The organism is Pseudoalteromonas sp. bablab_jr011 (assembly GCF_016464045.1).
GTDB lineage: Bacteria > Pseudomonadota > Gammaproteobacteria > Enterobacterales > Alteromonadaceae > Pseudoalteromonas > Pseudoalteromonas lipolytica.
Genome location: NZ_JACDWU010000122.1, coordinates 1 through 18,490, shown reverse-complemented (window position 1 = coordinate 18,490; position 18,490 = coordinate 1). Strand labels below are relative to the sequence as shown.

At 41.0% G+C, this 18,490-nt stretch carries 17 protein-coding genes; 9 read left to right on the top strand and 8 right to left on the bottom strand.

Annotation, left to right across the window (positions count from 1 at the left end; all coding sequences use genetic code 11):
• Positions 1-101: 101 nt before the first annotated feature.
• Both JIG41_RS04980 and JIG41_RS04975 read left to right on the top strand, forming a co-directional pair.
• Positions 102-812: a HipA family kinase gene (locus tag JIG41_RS04980; RefSeq protein ID WP_199524339.1), complete on the top strand. Its 711-nt coding sequence runs from the start codon at positions 102-104 to the stop codon at positions 810-812.
• On the top strand, positions 809-1,654 hold the full coding sequence (locus tag JIG41_RS04975; RefSeq protein WP_065979279.1) for a DUF3037 domain-containing protein: 846 nt from the start codon (positions 809-811) through the stop codon (positions 1,652-1,654). The genes JIG41_RS04980 and JIG41_RS04975 overlap by 4 nt, the downstream gene beginning before the upstream one ends.
• 58 nt (positions 1,655-1,712) lie before the next feature.
• Here JIG41_RS04975 and JIG41_RS04970 read toward each other — a convergent pair whose 3' ends face one another.
• On the bottom strand, positions 1,713-3,080 hold the full coding sequence (locus JIG41_RS04970) for a TrkH family potassium uptake protein (RefSeq protein ID WP_199524338.1): 1,368 nt from the start codon (positions 3,078-3,080) through the stop codon (positions 1,713-1,715).
• Entirely contained in the window at positions 3,077-3,736 is a 660-nt protein-coding gene (locus tag JIG41_RS04965; RefSeq protein WP_130151919.1) for a TrkA family potassium uptake protein, read from the bottom strand. The genes JIG41_RS04970 and JIG41_RS04965 overlap by 4 nt, the downstream gene beginning before the upstream one ends.
• A 180-nt stretch (positions 3,737-3,916) precedes the next feature.
• Here JIG41_RS04965 and JIG41_RS04960 point away from each other — a divergent pair, with 180 nt between their 5' ends.
• The 3 genes from JIG41_RS04960 to JIG41_RS04950 all read left to right on the top strand — a co-directional run bounded on the left by JIG41_RS04960 (position 3,917) and on the right by JIG41_RS04950 (position 6,871).
• Entirely contained in the window at positions 3,917-5,221 is a 1,305-nt protein-coding gene (locus JIG41_RS04960) for a DUF4118 domain-containing protein (protein ID WP_199524337.1), read from the top strand.
• Entirely contained in the window at positions 5,214-5,882 is a 669-nt protein-coding gene (locus JIG41_RS04955; protein ID WP_199524336.1) for a response regulator, read from the top strand. Before JIG41_RS04960 ends, JIG41_RS04955 begins: the two co-directional genes overlap by 8 nt.
• 80 nt (positions 5,883-5,962) lie before the next feature.
• Positions 5,963-6,871, top strand: a complete 909-nt coding sequence (locus tag JIG41_RS04950) for a diguanylate cyclase (protein WP_199524335.1) — start codon at positions 5,963-5,965, stop codon at positions 6,869-6,871.
• A gap of 61 nt (positions 6,872-6,932) precedes the next feature.
• Here JIG41_RS04950 and JIG41_RS04945 read toward each other — a convergent pair whose 3' ends face one another.
• The 3 genes from JIG41_RS04945 to JIG41_RS04935 all read right to left on the bottom strand — a co-directional run bounded on the left by JIG41_RS04945 (position 6,933) and on the right by JIG41_RS04935 (position 9,317).
• Positions 6,933-7,514, bottom strand: a complete 582-nt coding sequence (locus JIG41_RS04945) for a hypothetical protein (RefSeq protein ID WP_199524334.1) — start codon at positions 7,512-7,514, stop codon at positions 6,933-6,935.
• A gap of 105 nt (positions 7,515-7,619) precedes the next feature.
• A complete protein-coding gene (locus JIG41_RS04940; protein ID WP_036972455.1) occupies positions 7,620-8,237 on the bottom strand; it encodes a glutathione S-transferase family protein in 618 nt (205 codons plus the stop codon).
• Positions 8,238-8,285: 48 nt separating this feature from the next.
• Entirely contained in the window at positions 8,286-9,317 is a 1,032-nt protein-coding gene (locus JIG41_RS04935) for an NADP-dependent oxidoreductase (protein ID WP_036972454.1), read from the bottom strand.
• Between the two features lie 185 nt (positions 9,318-9,502).
• Here JIG41_RS04935 and JIG41_RS04930 point away from each other — a divergent pair, with 185 nt between their 5' ends.
• Together JIG41_RS04930 and JIG41_RS04925 are read left to right on the top strand one after the other, a co-directional pair.
• Positions 9,503-9,922, top strand: a complete 420-nt coding sequence (locus JIG41_RS04930) for a hypothetical protein (protein WP_065978548.1) — start codon at positions 9,503-9,505, stop codon at positions 9,920-9,922.
• Positions 9,923-9,932: 10 nt separating this feature from the next.
• Complete coding sequence (locus JIG41_RS04925; protein WP_065978547.1) at positions 9,933-10,775, top strand: SMP-30/gluconolactonase/LRE family protein; 843 nt, start codon at positions 9,933-9,935, stop codon at positions 10,773-10,775.
• 1 nt (position 10,776) lies between these two features.
• Here JIG41_RS04925 and JIG41_RS04920 read toward each other — a convergent pair whose 3' ends face one another.
• Together JIG41_RS04920 and JIG41_RS04915 are read right to left on the bottom strand one after the other, a co-directional pair.
• Complete coding sequence (locus tag JIG41_RS04920; protein ID WP_036972450.1) at positions 10,777-11,010, bottom strand: hypothetical protein; 234 nt, start codon at positions 11,008-11,010, stop codon at positions 10,777-10,779.
• Between the two features lie 180 nt (positions 11,011-11,190).
• The gene (locus JIG41_RS04915; protein ID WP_199524333.1) at positions 11,191-13,926 is read right to left on the bottom strand and encodes a TonB-dependent receptor domain-containing protein; all 2,736 of its coding nucleotides are present in this window, start codon (positions 13,924-13,926) and stop codon (positions 11,191-11,193) included.
• A 260-nt stretch (positions 13,927-14,186) separates the two neighbouring features.
• Between JIG41_RS04915 and JIG41_RS04910 the strand changes: the two genes are divergently transcribed.
• On the top strand, positions 14,187-15,392 hold the full coding sequence (locus JIG41_RS04910) for an anhydro-N-acetylmuramic acid kinase (protein ID WP_118845045.1): 1,206 nt from the start codon (positions 14,187-14,189) through the stop codon (positions 15,390-15,392).
• Here JIG41_RS04910 and JIG41_RS04905 read toward each other — a convergent pair.
• Positions 15,389-15,865, bottom strand: coding sequence for a hypothetical protein (locus tag JIG41_RS04905; RefSeq protein ID WP_118845047.1), 477 nt, complete (start codon positions 15,863-15,865; stop codon positions 15,389-15,391). The two genes, JIG41_RS04910 and JIG41_RS04905, sit on opposite strands and share 4 nt — an antisense overlap.
• Positions 15,866-16,424: 559 nt before the next feature.
• On the opposite strand from JIG41_RS04905, the gene JIG41_RS04900 reads away from it, so the two are divergent.
• Positions 16,425-18,278 carry an ATP-binding protein gene (locus JIG41_RS04900; protein ID WP_199524332.1) on the top strand — a complete coding sequence of 618 codons (1,854 nt, stop codon included), beginning with the start codon at positions 16,425-16,427 and terminating at the stop codon, positions 18,276-18,278.
• Positions 18,279-18,490: the final 212 nt, after the last annotated feature.

Here is an 18,490-nt window from a genome sequence, read left to right as displayed (position 1 = left end):
ACAAATATTTATAGTTTGAAATATGTAAAAACCTGTATAAAGTTTATTCGTGAAATAAAATTATACTTTCTATATAGGGCTTTGAGTTTTTAAGGATATAAATGTTAGCTGTTACGGAAATTGTCAGACAATTTAAACAAGGCCAGACGACCCCATTTTTGTGTAGGACTGATAATGATGAGCAATATATTGTAAAAGGTGCTCGCGCTACGGCTAAAGGGTTGGTTAAAGAGTGGATTGCTGCGCATTTATGTAGAAGTTTTGGTCTACCTAACCCTGATTATGATCTCATATATGTAGATGATGCACTAGTTGAATACGGATATGATGATCTTGGTCCTGGTATGTGCTTTGGTTCTAGATTCATACCTAATATTCAAGATGTTACATTTGCTGAGTTGGAATTTTTATCAAATGAACTTTTAAGAGACCTCTATATTTTTGATTATTGGATAAAAAATGATGATAGGAATCTAACAAGCCTTGGAGGTAATCCAAATCTGTTCTATGAGCCCTTAAAGAAAGAAGTTTATGTGCTCGATCATAATTTGTCTTTTGAACCTAATTTTTCTTTAGAGAAGCATAAAGAATTACACTTAGGCAGGTCAGCTTGGAATGATCCCCAGTTACCACTTTGGAGTCGGGTTGAGTACGAAGATAAGATGGAAGCTTCATTAAAAAATATTGATGCTGCAATAAGCTCTTTACCTGAAGAATGGCTTGAATATTATGATTTAGATAGCATTAAGAGTGAAATAATCGTAATATTAAAACAATTTAAATTAGCAAAATTTTGGGAGGATATAAGATGAAAAATTTATGCAAATACTCAATCATACGTTTTATGCCTTTCAGTGAAACACAAGAATTTGCCAATGTTGGAATATTATTATTCTCTCCAAAAACAGGTTTTGTTGACTACAAATTAGCACCTAAAAGCTTTGGTCGAGTTACGGAGTTTTTTGACGATTTAAACGGTGAACTTTATAAAAGTGCTTTAGTAACTTTTGAAAAAGAATTAACAAGAGTGAAAAGCTTAGGCTCTAGGTTTTATGGCGCAAAACAAGTTAAGTTGCTCGAAGAAGTTACTCGGTTCAGGGAAGGGATTGTTAGTTTTAGTGAGACAAGAGCTGTACTGCACGAAGCTCCTCAAATCGCACTTGAACAGCTATATAACAAGTATATAGCTAGAAACTTTGTGACTAAAGAGTACCGCGAACAGCAAATGGTTAAGGCTCTAAGACAAGATTTAAAAGATAATATCAGAGGTGTGCATTATACTCAGCAGAAATTGCCTGCTGGTTTGGGTGTTCAAATTGATATTCCTTTTGTAACAAAAGGAAGTCAAATTACTAAAGCAATAAAGCCATTATCTTTTAATCAAACAAAACCATTAGCATTAATAGAACATGGTGAACAATGGATAAATCGCGTTAGACGATTAATTCAGGCTGGAGCGATTGAAGCACAAAACATGCTATTCACGCTTGAGAAACCCAAAAGCAAAAAACCAGAGTTTTTAAAAGCATACGATGAAGTTATTAACGAAATGGAAATGCTTAATACAAAATTCACTCTCTTTGAAGATAGGAAAAGTATATACAGTTTTGCTACTAATTTTGAAGATGAAGAATTTAAGTTAATTTCTACTTAAAAATTTCAAATAAAGCCCAAAGGCAACCCTTTCTTGGTTGCCTTTTTTTACAGATTATTTAGCCAATTTGAATACTGGTAGTAGGGTAGGTCAAAGGTTGGCTGTGCTGGCGAGCAAAACAATATGCAAAGGTGAGTGGGCCAACCCGACCTATCAACATCAGTAGTATGATGATGAGCTGACTAGGTGCGCTTAAATCACCCGTAATACCCCGCGAAAGGCCAACAGTACTGAGTGCTGAAATCGCCTCAAAGGTGATATCGAGTAATGAACCTTGTTCAAGCTTTGCAATAATCATAATGCTGGTAAAGGCGATAAATAAGTACAGTATCATGACGCTTAATGCCTTGATCACTAACTTGTCGCTCAACTGACGGTTAAACACGGTGACTGTTGTTTGCTGTTTTAAATAACTGCGCATCGCTAAAATTAGGATCACAAAGGTTCCTAGTTTTATACCACTAGCCGTACTGACTGAACCACCGCCAATCACCATAAGCAACATGGTTAGTAGTGTTGAATCTTGACTCAAGCCATCAATCGGTAAAGTATTAAATCCTGCAGTACGAGGTGTCACCGCTTGAAACCATGCGGTTAGTATTTGCTCTGAGGTTGTGAGTGGTGCCAATGTAGCAGGGTTTGCGTGTTCAAATAAAAAAATGAGCAAAAATGCGGTGCTGTTGATCACTAAAGTCGCAATTAATACTAGGCGTGTATTGGTTGATAGTGATGACCAACGTTTTTGTTTGTAAATATCAATTAGTACCGTAAAGCCTAAGCCGCCGATGATAAATAAGCCTGTGATCACAGCGTTTACCGTCACATCACCTTTGAACGCAGATAAGCTATCGCCACTTAAAGCAAAGCCAGCATTATTAAACGCAGAAATCGTATAAAACAAACTGTGGTAAGCACTTTTCACTAAGCCATAATCATCAAACCAACTGATAAATAATAAGCAAAACGCCACGGATTCAATAATTAATGAATACACTAAGACGTATTTAGCGACCTTGATCACCGAGGTTAAATCGTTAGTGTCAAAAGCAGAACTGGCGAGTAAGCGCTGTTGTAAACCTAGGGTTTTTCCTAAACTTAATATTGAAATCACAGCCACTGTCATAAAGCCAATGCCACCAATTTGAATCAGTAGCATCACCACGCTTTGACCAAATACTGTCAGTGCAGTACCCGTATCTATCACTACTAGCCCTGTTACTGTAACCGCAGAGGTTGCTGTAAAAAGTGCTTCCAGCCAGCTAATCGGTTGGGTGCTGGCTACAGGTAGCATGAGTAAACTCGTACCCAATATGATTAGCACAATAAAGCCGATTGTGAGTACTAATGGCGGATTAACTTTTTGCCGCTTGCGACACTTCACACCGCTAAATTGTTTGGGATAAACGTTGGCTTGCCAGTTAATCATAATGCACGAAACCGTTTTGCTAGTTTAGTTAAATAAGTTTTAGAGCCAAGTAGCACCAGACTATCGCCGTGGCGCAGTTCGGTGTCATTAGTCAGCTCAGTATTGAAATAATCATCACGGCGTAGTGTGAGTGGTTTAATATCGCTATTACGCTCTTTTAGCAGCCAGCCAATTTTGCGACCAGAAAGCTGTAGATCAATGCCCAGTTCAACAATAAAAGTGGACTGGTTAAGCGGAAAATATTGATTAACCATTGGATAGTTAAGCGCTTGTGCAACTCTCACGCCCATTTCTTCTTCAGGGTGAATGATGCGTTCAACACCCAGTTTACTCAGGATTTGATGGTGGCTTTTGGTGCAGGCTTTTACCCAAATTTGTTTTACGCCTAAGTTTTTTAAGTGCAATACACATAAAATACTGGCTTCAATGTTTTCGCCAATGGCGACTAATACGGCTTGGCAACTGGGTAAATCGAGCCGCGCTAATTGTGTTTCATCACTGGCGTCGACTACCACGGTAAAACTGAGCTGGTCGGCATAGTGGTTAACTGTGCTTTCGCTAATATCTGCGGCACACACTGTGTGCCCTTGTTTTGAAAGTTCTAAACAGGCGGTTACGCCAAAACGTCCTAATCCGATTACTGCAAACTGAGCCATTGTTTTTCTCGCTATTGTGGGTTCGCACTTAATGCTAATAGCAAAAAAACAGAAGTCTTTAGAAATGGCAGAAGCTTTATAAAGATTTTATGCCGAGATAAAAAACTTTATAAAAACTTTATAGTGACAAAAATAAAAACACTTTAATCTAATGACAATTCGTTAGATGAGCATAAACAGATGATGCAGTCAGTATTCAAACCCCCGTTATTTAAGGCCATATTTTTAAGTGTATTGATGCCACTTGTGGTGGTGCTTGCTATTTTTCCGTTTCGTGAGCTGTTTACAACCACCGATATTGTGATGTTACAGCTGTTGTGGGTGACGTGGGTGGCTGTTCGAAGTAATCGCCGTGTTGCAGCGCTGACAACCCTATTGAGTGTAGCCTGCACCGACTGGTTTTATGTGGTGCCGTACTTTACCTTTCATATTGAAAACATTGAATATGTGGTGACATTTGTGGTGATGCTTATTGTTGGCCTAGTGATAAGCCATTTAGCCGGTGAGCTCAATACTAAAGTGCGCGATGTGCAAGAACACGCCAGCAATAGCCGACTGCTCTATGAGCTTGCGAAAAAATTAAATGAACTCGACAGTTTAGATGAGCAAAAGCAATTATTTATAGCCGCGATGACGGCACATTTAAAGGTTAAATGTGATTGGCAAGTGACGCAGACAAACAATGTTATGTATTTAAATGAGCAGCAGCCTGAATTAGGGGGGATCGCGTTTGCAAAACCCTTGACGAGTGAGCAACAAGCGCTGGCAGATACGGCGTGCTCTTTATTGTATCAAGTTCACGAAAAAACGTTATTGCGTCAACAGTCTGCGGCCATTGCAGTACAAGCGGAACTTGAACGGTCAAAGAATACCTTGCTGCGCAGTTTATCGCATGACTTGCGAACTCCTTTGGCAACCATTATGGGGGCATCAAGTATGCTGGCTGATGAAGAGATTGAATTAAGTCGTGACGTGGTTAAAGAACAAGCCAGTAATATTTTTGAGCAAAGTAAAATACTTAATCAGCATTTTGATAAGGTAATGGAACTAAGCAAAGTCAATAAGTTAGGTGAGAATATTACATGGCAAAAACTCAACGTTTCGACCCTCATTAGCGAAGCAAAAGCGCGCAGGCAACAGCAATTAAGCGACTTTAAATTAACCATTAATGCTGCACAAAATAGTGCCTGTTATGGTGATGAAACGCTGCTAGAAATTGCCTGTGCTAATATGCTCGAGAACGCAGCGCGTTATGGTGACGGAACGGCGGATATGCAATTTATTGAACGAGATAATGAGTATCAACTCGTGCTAATAAACTCGATTAATCGCAATAATGAAACCAGTCAAGACGAAGGCGTTGGTCTTGGCAGTATTATCTGCGATGTAGTTGCTAAGTGTCATCAAGGTCAATTTGAGTTAACCCTTAATGAGCAAACAGGGCAGGCGAAAGCCCAGTTGATTTGGAGTAAACAGCATGGCTAACATTTTAGTGTTAGAAGACTCACCTCCACTGCAAAGTTTTTTAAAAACGCTGCTTAAAGCCAGTGGCTATGAAGTCAGCCTATGCGCAAAGGGCTTAGATGGCTTTGTACTGTTAAGTGAGCAACAGTTTGATTTAGTGCTACTTGATTTAGGCTTACTCGATATGGATGGACAAAATTGGCTGCTTGAGTTTAGGCAATGGAGTTTATTACCAGTATTGGTTTTATCTGCGCGTGATGGCGAAACAGAAAAAGTAACCGCACTGGATAATGGCGCAAACGATTACATAACGAAGCCCTTTAGTGCCAACGAACTTCTTGCCAGAATACGGGTTTTATTACGCGCCCAATCTTCGCCAAATATGACATTGCAATGTGGTGATATTCATATTGATCCCCACAAACATGTTGTTAAAAAAGACGGGCAGAGCATCAAGTTAACTAAAAAAGAATACGCTATTTTACTGTTACTCTTTCAACAAAAAGATAAAGTATTAACGCATAACGCTATTTTATCTCAAGTATGGGGGGAGCAATATATAAATCGCCCTGAATACGTGCGTGTTCACATAGGCCAGTTAAGACAAAAACTCGAAGATAATGCAGCAAACCCTAAACACATACTTACCGAGCCCGCCGTGGGTTATCGGCTAGTTGATTAAGTTTTATGTCTTTTTCGTTAGGCATACCCCATTTATTGACTACTCTTTTAATATTAAAAACAATAAATTGGGGTATTTGATTGACGTCTAATTCAAAGGGCAGCAAAGGGCTTAATACGCTGTCCAATAAGCAGCTAGAGCGTATTATTGCAGAAATTGATCAAGCAATTGAATGGCACCAATCTTGGTATAAGCAGTTACTACGCAGCCTAATCTCAAATGTCCCTGCTAATAAAAATGACCTTAGCGACAATGCGCATACTTTTTGCGAGTTTGGTCAGTGGTTTAATAAGTTACCAACCGACACTAAAAAGTTGCATCCTCATTTTTCTGAGATGGGCACTGCGCATCAAAAAATGCATCAAGGTGCTAAAGTGCTTTTGTCGTTAAATGAAGCTAAATCGGCTATTCCAGTGAGCTTACTCGATCAATTTCATGCTGATTTAGACACGCTCAGAGATTTATTTGAAGCGGTGAGCGATGAGTTTTCCGACGTTTTGCATACCCGTGATCCACTTACTGGGGCAACTGATCGCACCAACTTACTGAGTCTCCTGCGCAAAGAGCACGAACGCTGTAAACGTCACTCGCTTGAATGTGCAATTATCATGATAGATCTTGATCATTTTAAACGCGTAAATGATGAGCATGGTCACGCAGCTGGCGATAAGGTATTGGTTGCCTTAGTAAAATGTATTCAATCGCATTTACGAGAGTACGATCAACTGTATCGTTATGGGGGGGAGGAATTTTTAGTGTGTCTGCCAGAGACCGAGCTTGAAGGGGCCAAGTCATTTTCTGAGCGTTTAAGAGCGAGTGTCGAAGAGTTAAACATTAATATTGGGACCAACACGCCTATAAATGTGACAGGCTCGTTTGGTATTGCCTCTGTCAGTGCTAACGATGATATTGAGCAGGCAATTGAAAGAGCAGATCACGCGATGTATCAAGCTAAAAAGTCTGGCCGCAACAGAGTCTGCGTGACGTAAGGATATTAGCGACGCTTGCCTCTTCTTTACTGATTATTTTTGGCGATGGACATGGCCATGCTTACTTTACCTTGAGCCCAATCAACACAGACGACTTTGCATTACGTGAACTAAATAAACTGGTACATAAATAGCCGCTATCAGCGATATAGGCAGAAAGTTGTTGTGAGTGTTTCGTGAAAGTTTCTAAATCAAGGTGAGTCGATGCTAAGTACAGGCCATTGCTAATGATAGCGTTATTTACGGTGTTTAAAAATGTCACCGCTGCTTGAAAGGAATCAAAGCAACATAATGTGTCTGCTTCATTATTAAGGTTTATGATATCTGCAAGGTCTATATTGCTCGGCATTTCATGACTGTAAAGCTTGGCAACAATATTTAAAATGACATTTTGTATCACGCTTGTGTCGTTGCTTGGGTGGGTTATTTTAATGAGTGGTGTGCCATACGATGCACAAAAATCAGTAAGCTCTTTTGTGTTAGAGCAATCAAGCCCGCCAACAAATACGGCATCGAATTGAGCAAAATCTGTTGCCTGAAATGTGTGTGGGCAAAGCAATGTTGCATGCTCTGAGGCCGTTAGGTTTGGTACTAATATGGCGATGTTTAAATCGTTAGATAATTCGTGAATAGGTACAAACATTACTTATTTACTATTTTAAAAATGCCCAGTAAAACCGCGGCTATGCCCTCCATCGTAATAATATAGAGGGAGTAAAGGCACCAAACAGTGCCCTTACTTTTTACGCTAATCGTATTTTGCTTCTAGCTCATTAGCTGTGTGATAGCTTTCGTGAGTTTTTAGCTGCTCAAAGTAGCGTTCGATTTCAGGGAAGTGCGACAGCTTACCCGCCTGAGCAACCTGCTCTACAACAAAAGACATCATGAAATCAGCGCCTGTCAATGTGTCGTCGACTAAGTACTGCTTACCTTGTAATTGCTGATTAACATAGCTCAGTATTTTAGCAATTTCATGGTCGGCATAGTCGGCAATAAAGTTAGTTTGACAGCCATCTTTAGTAATAAAGAGTTTTAGTAGAAGAGGCACCATGGCAGAGCTTTCAGCAAAATGCAGCCATTGCTGGTAATCAACATAGCTGTCGCTTTGCTGACTTGGCATAAACTTGCCTTGCCCGTACTGGCTAATTAGATAATCAGTAATTGCACCAGACTCGGTAATTACTTTACCGTTATCTTCAATAACGGGCGATTTACCCAGCGGATGAATTTGTTTTAGTTCATCAGGTGCTAAAAACGTTTCTTTATTGCGTTGATAGGCAACAATGTCGTAATCGACACCAAGCTCTTCCAGTAACCAAATAATACGTTTAGAACGTGATTTATTTAAATGGTGTAACTTAATCATTCGTTATCCTTAATAGTGGCGCAGCATGGGTTGCTACGCCTAAAAAATTTATATTGGCTGCTGAACTTGCACGACAGTTTTGCCAAAATTCTCACCATTCAACATAGCATTAAAGGCGTTAAGTGTATTTTCGAAATTAGCTTCAAGGTGCTCTTTATATTTGATTTTTCCTTCGCTTAGCCATGCTTGCATGTCTTTTGCGAACTCCTCATAACGATGAGCGTAGTCATCAAAAATTATGAAACCTTGCACTTTAATACGTTTCTTTAAAATTAAGCCCATAAGCATAGACAAGCGGTCTGGGCCCGGTGGCAGCTCGGTTGCATTGTACTGTGATACTAAACCACATAATGGAATGCGCGCTTTGGTATTTAACAGTGGTAATACGGCGTCGAGTACATGACCACCGACATTTTCATAATAGACATCAATGCCTTTATTACAGGCTGCGCTTAACTGTTCTGCAAAATCATCCGCTTTGTGGTCAATACAAGCATCGAACCCAAGGTTTTCAACAGCATGTTGGCATTTTTCTTTACCGCCAGCTACGCCAACGACCTTACAGCCTTTTAATTTAGCTATTTGCCCTACCGTTGCACCGACAGGTCCTGTGGCCGCAGCAACAACGACCGTTTCGCCTGGTTTTGGTTCACCAATATCTAAAAGCCCCATGTACGCCGTAAACCCAGGCATACCCATAATACCTAACGCATAAGAAGGGTTTTCAGGGTTCTTACCCAGCTTCATTAAGCCTTTTGTGTCGCTGATTGCGTATTCTTGCCAGCCCGTGTAGGCCAACACCCATTCACCTTCTTGGTAGTCAGGGTGGTTTGATTGCTCAACTTGGCATACGGTTGCGCCCACCATCACATCACCAATTTCGACAGGGTCAGCATATGACTCTGCATCGCTCATTCGCCCACGCATATAGGGGTCGAGTGATAAATAAATAGTTCTGAGCAGTACCTCACCGTTTTTTGGTGCGGGTATTGAGTGTGTTTTTAATACGATATTGCTTTCATTTGCGACGCCATTTGGGCGAGACTCAAGAATATATTGACGATTTTGAATATCAGACATACTTTGTTCCTATTACTAGGTTTATGAAGTGGTGCATATAGATGAAGTGCGGGCGCATTCATAAAATTCAATGATTAAATTGTCACTGTGAAAATAAACACAATTTCAGTCACGCAATAATCGATTTTGCAGAGGGCATAGAAAGGTGTATGCTCAAATGCAACAGATAAGTCAAAAGGATTGATATGAAACGTATTTTATTGTTAACGACGGCGCTTTTAACTGGCGCGTTTAGCGCTCAGGCTAACGCGAATGATGAGGTATTATCGGTTGACCCTGTCTCGCTTTCGGGCGGTGCGTTTGCATTTGAAAACGACGCCAAACGTTATCCCAAACAAAGCCAATTTAGTATTTTGCATAGCGTGATGATGAGTAGCGAAAGTGGCCGACGTCTCGCCGTGGTTACTATCGAAAACAAAGCATCTGGCTCTCGTATTTTACAAGCCGACCATATTATGGCGTTGTTTGCAGATGGCAGCCGATTAAACCCACTCACTTTCGATGAAGGCATTAAGCTTGATGATGGAGAAAAACGCTCCCTTACACTTTCGTTTGGTGAAAATGAGTACCCAATTTTAGCTGTCTATACCAGCCTAGATAAATAAAAGGATGATCATGAAATTTCGCACTTTAGCAGCTGTCGTTGCGCTTTTTAGCTCACAAACCGTTATGGCCGTTGATAGCCAAGACTTTGTAAAAGACAATGTGTTTACGCAAGGCATTGAAGGACCTACCATGTTCAACGGCACCTTGTATGCCGTTAACTATGCAGAGCAAGGAACGATAGGCCGAGTCGATAACATGGGCAAGTCGTCATTATTTGTGCGCTTACCAAATGACAGCGTTGGTAATGGTTTGCAATTTGATCAACATGGTAACCTTTATATTGCCGATTACGTTAATCACCGTATTTTAAAAGTGCCTGCGAACAGCCAACAAGTCGAAGTATTTGCCCACAACAGTGAAATGAATCAACCTAATGATATTGCGATTACGCAAGGAGGAAGCTTTTTTGCCAGCGATCCTAATTGGGCAAAAAGCACCGGACAGCTGTGGCGTATAAACGCAGACGGTAGCACACACCTTCTCGAAAAAAACATGGGAACCACTAACGGGGTTGCCGTGAATAACGACAACAGCAAGCTGTATGTAAATGAAAGTGTGCAACGCGTTGTATGGCAGTATGACCTTGACGATGCACTGAATATTAGTAATAAACGCGTGTTGATACGCTTTGATGATCATGGCCTAGATGGCATGCGCGTGAATAACCAAGGGCATATTTTTATTACCCGTTACGGAGCGGGTAAAGTGCTGGAGGTTTCACCTGAAGGTAAGGTTTTAAAAACCTACACGCTTAAAGGCCAGCATCCCACAAACCTAACCTTTAACGACGAGCAGGATACTCTCTTTGTTACTATGCAAAAGCGCGGTGCGATAGAGGTCATTAAACTTTAAATTAGCCTTGCTTAGCGCGAGTGATAGCGGCGTTAATCGCCGCTTTTGCTTGCGGGCTATTTTTCCAACAGCTTGAATGCAGCATTGAGGCAACTCGCTCAGCAATTGTGTTTGCATCGAACCCTGCTAACTGCTCAAATGAGTCAATGCCAATTTCTTCAAAGCGTTTTACCACTGTGGGGCCGACCCCTTTAAGCGCTAATAAAGCCGCGCGTTCTTGTTCATTAAATGGCATGTATACATTCCCTGTTTATCAGTTTTTATTTAGGTACTTTGACCTAATTATTAAGGCGTTAAAATTAAATATTATACTAATTCGCTTAATTAAGTGGTCTATCTTGAGGCAATAAAAAAGCGCACCGGGCAGGGTGCGCTTGAGGGGATTAATCCTGTGTAGCTAAAACAGTAGGACTAATTAAAAACTCGGAGCGTATCTCAGTGAAACACCGACAGAGCGGCCAATCACACTATAATCACTTACGGTATTAAAGTGGTTTGCACCGATTTCAGGTGTCGGTGGTTCACGGTCTAATAAGTTATCGACACCAAAATTAACAGCAAGTTCCTCATTTACTTGCCATGCTGCTGCGAAATCAAGATAATTTTGTGCTGAGATTGTTTCTGAACGGTCTACAGCATACTCTACTTCCCCGATTCTGCGCCAGCCAAGTTGGAAATTCATGTTATCTAATTGCCAATCAATGCTTGCACGGTGTTTATAGTCTGCTTGTAAAATACTCGCAAAGTCACCAGAACACGCACTGCCATAGGTGCCTTTACAGTCTACTTCTGCCACGGTGCTGTTATTTTGGCGAGTTTGTTTAGTAACAAAGTTACCTTGGTACGAGAATCTAAAGCGACCGCCCATTTGAGCTGGGGCATCAATAACGTAGTTAGCCGCAACATCAATACCTGCTTGCTCAATTGCTGCTAAGTTAAAGTCGTTAACAATAGCTGTGCTAATAAACCCAGTATTCGGATCGCGAAGTACAGCACCACACAATGGGTTATTCGGGTTAGGATCGTCAATGTAACAGCTTTGCAGTGCCGCACCTGGTTGAATTTGACTTACCGCATCCGTTACGCGAATGCTGTAATAATCTAACGATAAATCAAAGCCTTCTAAATAGCTAGGGGTGTAAACAATGCCCAAAGTATCAGATTCAGCTTGCTCTGGTTTAATATTTGGGTTTCCGCCGTACGTGTATTTTGCTGTGCTTGAGTCAAACTCAGTGCCAACTGGCGGCGCACCAAATGCAGCACATTGGCTTGCATCGCCCGTACCTAGCAAACAAGGATCGCCGTTATAACGGCCCGCTAGTCGAGGGACAAATTGATCACTGTTTTGATCAAATAACGACAGCGAAAGTGCCGTAATAGGGCTGGCAAATTCACCTAAGTTAGGTGCTCTAAACGCCGTTAAGCGGTTTGCACGAATACGAATATCGCTGTTAATTGCCCAGTTTATACCCAGTTTATAGGTATCTTCTGCTTCAGTGTTTGAGTAGTCAGAAATGCGATAAGCACCTTCAAAGCTAAGCTCTTCGGCAAAGGGCTGATCAATTAAAATAGGCACTAATACCTCAGCATAAAACTCTTCTGAGCTGAAGCTTGCGTCCATATCAAATGCACTAATTGACGCAAAGCTGGTGCCATTTCTAAACGCATCGCCCGGTGTTTGTTTACCGGTTTCTTTACGGTATTCGTAACCAACGGCAAAGTCGACAGGGCCAGCAGGAAGCTCAAACAAGAACCCTGAATCACCCGATAAAGTTGCTGAAATCACACTTTGTGTACGGTCGCGAGTGGTATAAATTAGTGGGTCGCTGAAATCAGTTAAGTCGAGGTTGGGATCAAAAATGTCCACTGAGTTAGCTAGCGCTGCAAAGCGGCTGTTGCCACTGTTGTCATTGCGATAGGCATTGTTATAAATGGTTGCTACTTCGTCGGTTTTACCGTATTGACCATACACATCGTAGCGTAAGTAATCGGTTAAATCGCCTTTTAAACCTAATTGAAATTGCATTGAATCGCGAACGGCTTCTGTATGTTGCACACCTAAACCAAGGTTTCGCTCTACATTTACACGTGCATTACCTTCGCTATCAAACGTTAGTTGGTCACGTAACTCGCTAGGAATATACGGGTTATTACTGGTAAGAGTGACTTGCTCGTTCACAAAAATAGGTGTTTGACCACTGGCACCCGCTCCCTTTACAGTCACTTTCGAATACATGGCACGCCCATATGCAACGGCGCTGTTGCTTACATCAACATCGAATAACAAGCCAGTTGAAAAGCGATCCATTGGTTGGGTTAAGTAACGATCGGCTGTAAAATCAGTCGTTTGACGCTCATTTGAAACACTTCCAGCATCTGTAATAGCAAGGCTATTGCCTGATGCAACATCGGTATAGTAACCACCACTATTAATCAGCGGTGTTGAGTTATCAAGGGCGTAGCTTCGCTCGCCTGCTAAAAGTTCTTTACGTTCGGTGTAGCCTAAATATCCGGTAACGTGGCCGCGACCCTCGGCGATATCACCCCCGAAAATTGCTTCAAAATTAAGTTTTTCATTCCCGCCATCTGCACTTTCATAACTCGTCGAGAATTCAGCACCGGTAAAATCATCATCTAATACAAAGTTTACAACCCCTGCAACGGCATCAGCACCGTATACCGCAGCAGCACCGCCGGTAAGCACGTCAACACGCTTAATTAAACCTGCCGGAATCGTATTTACGTCAACTGAGTTTCGAAAACTAAAAGGTACAGCGCGTGTACCATCAATAAGCACAAGTGTTCTGTTTTGACCTAGGCCACGTAAATCAATCGTCGATGAGCCAAACGAGTCGCCAACGGTTGCGCCTGTGCTATTTGCACCTGCTGCCGCTTGTGGCAGTTTAGCCGTAATATCTTCAACGTTTACCGCACGGTCTAGGTGAATTTGTGCTTCATCAACACTGACAACAGGGCTGCTTGAAACTAATTCGGTTCGTTGAATACGTGAGCCTGTTACAGTGATTACTTCAGGCTTTTTGGCTTGTTCGGTATCTGCAGCGTGCGCCACCCCCATAACCGAGCTTACAGCAATAGCAAGTGGTGAGAGCAGCAGTAGCGAACGTTTTGTGTGAGTTGTCTTTGCTTTCATGTTGATTCCCTAGCGTTTTATCATTTAAATCAACGCTGGTTGGTATGCGACCAAGACCATTTAGTTAATTTAATGCGTCATACTTTTTGTTATGATGGCTGTTGTGTTCTCCTTTTGGGGAGCTCACCCGTACAGTTTTAAAGCAAATTAAAAATCTTTGCAATAATTATTCTTTAAATGTATTGTTTTAAAATATAAACTATTCCAATCCATCAAACGGCTTATTACTATATAACAAGCTGATTTTAAGTGATTTATTTATGCATCAACATATTGAAAAACTGTATTTAAGTGCAAAAAAAGAAAAAAAATTAATTATTGGTCTGATGAGTGGCACCTCATTAGATGGCCTTGATATTGCGCTGTGTGAGGTCTCTGGGCAAGGCATGAATACCCATGTTGATGTTATTAAGTTTACTACCGTTGATTACGACGATAATTATAAATCACGCGTTAAGCGCGTGTTTGCAAAGCGAGAATGCGACCTTGAAGAAGTAACCTTACTTAACCCATGGATAGGTCAGCTTCATGGCGAGATGGTTGCACATACTTTAGCGAGCTGGGGTATAGATAAAGAGCATATTGATGTAATAGCAAGTCATGGACAAACTATTTATCATTGCCCTAAAACTCAGCACAAACGCCCTGAATACGGTAATGCAACGTTACAAATTGGCGACAGTGATCATCTCGCGGTTACCGCAGGGATCACCACTATTGGCGACTTTAGACAAAAGCATATTGCTGCGGGTGGAGAAGGTGCTCCTTTGGCGGTATACGGTGATTATTTGTATTTCACAAGTCATCAAGAAAACCGTATTTTGTTAAATATGGGGGGGATTGCTAATCTTACCTATTTACCAAAATCTGCCGATGCGCGAGCTGTTTTTAGTTCAGACATTGGCCCAGGCAATACCATTATGGACGCGTATGTACAGCGACATTTTGCTCCGCTTCAGTATGATAAAGATGCATTAATCGCCAGTAAAGGCACCGCAAACGACGCTTTGTTAGCGGCGTTATGCAGTGATGCATTCTTTAGTTTAGATTTTCCAAAGACAACAGGGCCAGAAGTATTTAACCTAGAGTATTTAGTGTCGGCTCAAGCGCGTTCTAACACGAGCGATCTGTCTCATTACGACGTCATGGCCACTTTAGTCACGTTTTCGGCTTTAATGATTGCTAAAGCAATCAATCAATGCAGTGAAAAACTGACCGATATTGCAGTGTATGCCAGTGGCGGTGGAGTGCATAACCCGCTGCTAATGAAAATGATCTTAGCGAATTGCCCGCAGCTTTCAGCTATTAAAAACACCGATAGCTTAGGCATTAACCCAGATGCGAAAGAGGCGGTATTGTTCGCGATTCTGGCAAATGAGTGTTTGTCGGGGGGGCAACAGCGTTTTGGTAATACCGAGCAAGGGATCCCCGATATTACCATGGGTAAAATAAGCTTTTGCGATTAGAAAAACGCTAAGAAACTTGCCCCAAGATTACTGATATAGTGCCGAAAACCCTGATTTTTAGCGTGGTTTTTCGGCGCTAATTGTGGCGATGCGCTGGCAGCGATACCCACGTCGAATTGCGCGCTGTCTTTCAATGTTGCATGCTTACCATGAAGCATTAGCTGCAATACAAATTCACCACTTTGTGTCACGTTTTCTAACGTAAGCATAATAAGCTGCTGATCTAGGTCATGTTGCGTCAGTGTGCGCGCAGTAAAATACGCTGATTCACGCGCATTAGGATAGGTCGCACTAATAGAGATCACATCGCCCTCATGCGCATCTTCGGGTAGCACACAATAAAACAAAACCTGCTTTTGCTCGTTAGCAACAAAATGCAGTTGTTCGTATTCCATCGTATGCTCAAGTGCCGCACATAAGGGATCATCACTAGAGGGGAGTGCAAACGAAAGTTGCACCAAAGCACTGTTCATTACTTCTTCATTACGTTAGTTGATTAAATTAGCGCCAATTATTGATCAATTAAATGACAGAATTATGACTATTGTCATAAGGGGGATTATTTATTTTATGAACAACTAAAATTGTGTTCTTTCTGTTCCAAAACTGGAATGGTTTCTGACAAGATTGGAATAGAAAGTCTTGTCTGGTAAGGGTTTTAGGGTGGAGGGAAATATCGATATTTGGGGTTTTCTGATAAGGCGTGGTACCTGTATATTTACCTCAAAGCTACAGATGAATCATAATTAAAATATCAAGTACTGGAGGTAATACAAAGCTCAGTTTGGATTAATCAAAAACCTGCCTTTTTTGTGCTGTCTCTTAACTCAAAAATGCCCCTTTCTGCGTTAGAGTAATTGGTCTCTAAGATCGAATTATCTGTTCGTTGACCTAATTTATCTAATACCTCATTATGTGTTTAGTTGATTAACACTCTAAATCACTACACTTTAAAGGTTGGTTGAGCGTTTTGTCATAGTGTTATGAGGATTTCTCTCACCTTTCTTTTCTCATTGGCTTAAGGAGTACGGGATGAAGATAACAAAATTGACGTTGAAAAATTTTCGTGGTTACAGGGATGTATCTGTCGATTTTGATGAAAATTTTAATGTGATAATTGGTAAAAATGACATTGGTAAATCTACGATTCTCGAAGCATTAGAGATATTTTTCAATAATGATACGGTGAAAATAGATATTAACGACCACAACGTTCATGCGGCTGGTCAAGACTTCATGTCAATTCAAGTCTCCTTCAAGCCTGAAGATAAGGAATACACAATAGATACCGTACCAACAGACCTGAAAAAGGAGTATCTTCTAGATAGTGACAACAACCTATCTATAAAGAAAATTTGGGATTGTTCAAAAGATAAACTATCGTCATCATCCCTAAAAACGTATCTAGTTGCCAACTACCCAACTGCATTTGACTCACCTCTGATAACCCAGAAAATTGCAGATTTAAAGAAACTTCTAGATGACTATAAAGACCGGCTTGATGTCAACGAAGTTAAGAAGCATAAAAGCTCTTCCATCCGTCAAGCAATATACGGTGTTGAAAATCTGAATGATTTTTCTGTTATAGAAATCCCAATTGATAAAGAGGATGGGAAGAAAATTTGGGAGTCATTAAAGTTAGACTTGCCGCTGTTCTTTATTTTTCAATCTGACCGTGCAAACAAAGACTCAGATAAAGAAGTTCAAGACCCTCTTAAAGCCATTACAAAAACAGCCATTAGTCAATTAGAGGCTGAGCTTGAGGATGTAAAAGAGCAAATTAGAATCAAAGCTGAACAATTAGGACAAAATACATTAGCAAAGCTCAAGGAAATGAGTCCAGAGATTGCCGATGTTCTTTCTCCTGAGATGACTCACAAGCCTTGGGAATCATTATTTTCGTTCTCATTCAACTGTGACGATGGTATTCCGATCAATAAAAGAGGGAGTGGTGTAAGGCGGTTAATTTTGCTTAACTACTTCCGTGCGGAAGCTGAGCGTAAGAACTCAGAAGAGCGTAACGTTATCTACGCAATTGAAGAACCCGAAACATCACAGCACCCAACATGGCAGGTTGAGCTTTTTAATGCTCTTGTAGAGCTATCGGAAAACTCTAATACTCAAGTGCTGATTACTACGCATAGCCCGTCGCTGGCGGGGCTGGTGAATACAGATAAAATCCGATTTATTGATCGAGTAGATGGCTCCACTATTGTTCGTAAAGGGAGTCAAGAAAACTTGGAGGCTATTGCAAATACGTTAGGTATGTTACCTGACGTATCGCTCTCAATAGATAACTTAGGTGTGCAAACGATCCTTTGTCTGGAAGGGCCAACTGATGTTGAGTTCTTTAGTCATATAGGCAAACTATTCGATCTAGACTTGAAAAATGATGACCGCATATTAACGATAGTCTTAGGTGGTGGCACTTTAATGCATTGGGTTAATAACAACTACTTAGCTAAATTAAATAAGCCCGAAGTTCATATATATGATAATGATGTATCTAAGTACCAGCTTGCTGTCGATCAAGTTAACCAGAGAGAAGGCTCTTGGGCTACATTAACCAATATGCTAGAGGTAGAAAATTATATTCACCCTCGCTTGTTTAAAGAAGTTTACCCTATTGACGATGACTTCATTGACTTAGTTGATGGTTGGGAAAATGAATGGAAACATAAGAATATTCCAAAGGATTTATCGATATTTTTGAAGGAGCTAAAGGCTGCTGGCAATAATGAAATAGCTGGTGAAGGCGCAGGATCGATAAAAAGGATTCTATCCGAAAAAGCAGCCCCGCTTGTCACAGTCGAGGATCTCAGACAACTTGGAGCTTATGAAGAGGTCTGTGGTTGGTTTGATAGGATAAAAGAGAACCTCCAATAGATACTAGCGTTAAGGCTTCAAGATACTTTTTCTTACCCTAAATAAATGCGTTAGTTCATTTGCACTAACGTATTTCTGTCGGATAGACGACACCTGTTACCAAGTGTCGCCCTCCTAAGAACCGTACGTGCAACTTTCACTGCATACGGCTCAAGCCTTCACGAAGGCACCTAATTGGTACCCAGCAACTTATAAAGCAGCGAGATTAGGCT

What these genes read in the sequence shown, in the direction of transcription:
- JIG41_RS04980 (WP_199524339.1), top strand. Translation starts at nt 102, where the DNA reads ATGTTAGCTGTTACGGAAATTGTCAGACAATTTAAACAAGGCCAGACG.
- JIG41_RS04975 (WP_065979279.1), top strand. Translation starts at nt 809, where the DNA reads ATGAAAAATTTATGCAAATACTCAATCATACGTTTTATGCCTTTCAGT.
- JIG41_RS04970 (WP_199524338.1), bottom strand. Translation starts at nt 3,080, where the DNA reads ATGATTAACTGGCAAGCCAACGTTTATCCCAAACAATTTAGCGGTGTG.
- JIG41_RS04965 (WP_130151919.1), bottom strand. Translation starts at nt 3,736, where the DNA reads ATGGCTCAGTTTGCAGTAATCGGATTAGGACGTTTTGGCGTAACCGCC.
- JIG41_RS04960 (WP_199524337.1), top strand. Translation starts at nt 3,917, where the DNA reads ATGATGCAGTCAGTATTCAAACCCCCGTTATTTAAGGCCATATTTTTA.
- JIG41_RS04955 (WP_199524336.1), top strand. Translation starts at nt 5,214, where the DNA reads ATGGCTAACATTTTAGTGTTAGAAGACTCACCTCCACTGCAAAGTTTT.
- JIG41_RS04945 (WP_199524334.1), bottom strand. Translation starts at nt 7,514, where the DNA reads ATGTTTGTACCTATTCACGAATTATCTAACGATTTAAACATCGCCATA.
- JIG41_RS04940 (WP_036972455.1), bottom strand. Translation starts at nt 8,237, where the DNA reads ATGATTAAGTTACACCATTTAAATAAATCACGTTCTAAACGTATTATT.
- JIG41_RS04935 (WP_036972454.1), bottom strand. Translation starts at nt 9,317, where the DNA reads ATGTCTGATATTCAAAATCGTCAATATATTCTTGAGTCTCGCCCAAAT.
- JIG41_RS04930 (WP_065978548.1), top strand. Translation starts at nt 9,503, where the DNA reads ATGAAACGTATTTTATTGTTAACGACGGCGCTTTTAACTGGCGCGTTT.
- JIG41_RS04925 (WP_065978547.1), top strand. Translation starts at nt 9,933, where the DNA reads ATGAAATTTCGCACTTTAGCAGCTGTCGTTGCGCTTTTTAGCTCACAA.
- JIG41_RS04920 (WP_036972450.1), bottom strand. Translation starts at nt 11,010, where the DNA reads ATGCCATTTAATGAACAAGAACGCGCGGCTTTATTAGCGCTTAAAGGG.
- JIG41_RS04915 (WP_199524333.1), bottom strand. Translation starts at nt 13,926, where the DNA reads ATGAAAGCAAAGACAACTCACACAAAACGTTCGCTACTGCTGCTCTCA.
- JIG41_RS04910 (WP_118845045.1), top strand. Translation starts at nt 14,187, where the DNA reads ATGCATCAACATATTGAAAAACTGTATTTAAGTGCAAAAAAAGAAAAA.
- JIG41_RS04905 (WP_118845047.1), bottom strand. Translation starts at nt 15,865, where the DNA reads ATGAACAGTGCTTTGGTGCAACTTTCGTTTGCACTCCCCTCTAGTGAT.
- JIG41_RS04900 (WP_199524332.1), top strand. Translation starts at nt 16,425, where the DNA reads ATGAAGATAACAAAATTGACGTTGAAAAATTTTCGTGGTTACAGGGAT.